This is a genomic window from Streptomyces sp. NPDC048331 (assembly GCF_043201215.1).
Classification (GTDB): domain Bacteria; phylum Actinomycetota; class Actinomycetes; order Streptomycetales; family Streptomycetaceae; genus Streptomyces.
In genome coordinates this window covers 1-1,453 of sequence record NZ_JBICYT010000108.1, presented here as the reverse complement: position 1 = coordinate 1,453, position 1,453 = coordinate 1, and the positions used below count along the sequence as shown (strand labels likewise).

General features: G+C 68.5%; 1 protein-coding gene. It reads left to right on the top strand.

Annotated elements, in window-relative coordinates; all coding sequences use genetic code 11:
- Positions 1 to 66 precede the first annotated feature (66 nt).
- A complete protein-coding gene (locus ACGFYY_RS42360) occupies positions 67 to 1,329 on the top strand; it encodes an IS701 family transposase (RefSeq protein ID WP_393717989.1) in 1,263 nt (420 codons plus the stop codon).
- Positions 1,330 to 1,453 lie beyond the last annotated feature (124 nt).

Sequence of the window (1,453 nt, the reverse complement as noted above, 5' to 3'; positions counted from 1 at the left end):
CTAGTAGGGCTTTGTTAGGTACCCCGGATGATCAAGCAGGAGTAGGGTTGTGATCTTCTTTCAGGTGTGACACCTGAGGAGATGGAAGAGGTCCGTCCGCGACTGGAGGCGTTCGCGGAGGAGATGCTCGGTTCTCTGGCCCGTCGGGACCAGCGGGCCAAGGGCGAGATGTATCTGCGTGGGCTGATGCTGGACGGCAAGCGCAAGTCCATGCAGCCGATGGCCGAGCGCCTGGGCGTGGACCACCAGCAGCTCCAGCAGTTCGTCTCCTCCTCTACCTGGGATTACTCCAAGGTCCGTGAACGGGTGGCCTGTTGGGCTGCGGCACATATCTCTCCCGAGGCGTACGCCATCGACGATGTCGGCTTCCCCAAGGACGGCTACGACTCGCCGGGGGTGGCACGGATGTACTGCGGCGCGCTGGGCAAGCGCGGCAACTGCCAGATCGGGGTCAGTGTGAACCTGGTCAGCGACCGCGCCTCCTCCGCCGTCGACTGGCGCCTGTTCCTTCCCGAGAGCTGGGACGACACCAAGCACGGCGACGACGCTTTGCTGGCCGAGGCGATCCGACGCCGCCGCGCCAAGGCCGGCATCCCCGGGACTGCTCGCCACCGGGAGAAGTGGCGCCTGGCCCTGGACATGCTCGACGAGGTCCGCGAGGACTGGGAGTTGCCGGACCTTCCGGTCGTCGCCGACGCCGGGTACGGCGACGCCACGGGCTTTCGCGAGGGCCTGACCGAGCGCGGCCTGACCTACGCGGTCGCGGTCAAAGCCACCACCACCGCCCACCCCGGCGACGCCACGCCCGAACGCCCGCTGTACTCCGGGCAGGGCCGCCCTCCCGTGTCCGCCTACCCCCAACCGCACACCACCCTGCGCGCCCTGGCCCTGGCCGCCGGACAAACGGCCACCCGCACCGTCACCTGGCGTCAGGGCAGCAAGGCCACCAAGCGCAACCCGAACGCCGAGATGCGCTCGCAGTTCCTGGCCCTGCGGGTCCGACCGGCCAACCGCACCATCCGCCGTGCCGCCGACGGCTCCCTACCCGACTGCTGGCTGCTCGTCCAGTGGCCACCCGACTCCGCCGAGCCGACCGACTACTGGCTATCGACGCTTCCCGCCGACACCCCACTGCGCGAGCTGGTGCGAATCGCCAAGATCCGATGGCGAGTCGAGCACGACTACCGTGAGCTCAAGGATGCTCTGGGCCTGGACCACTTCGAGGGCCGCAACTACCTCGGCTGGCACCGCCACGTCACCCTCGCCTCCCTCGCCCAGGCCTTCTGCACCCTGCTCAGGCTCGACCCAAAAGCCCCTGCGCCGGCCTGACCCTCTACGCGGTCCTCCGCGAACTCCAGGCCCTCCTGGCCACCTGGACCGGCGCCTGCTCGATATGCGGCCAACCCGCAGCAACCTCCGAACCCCACCACAGGACCTAACAAAGCCCTACTAG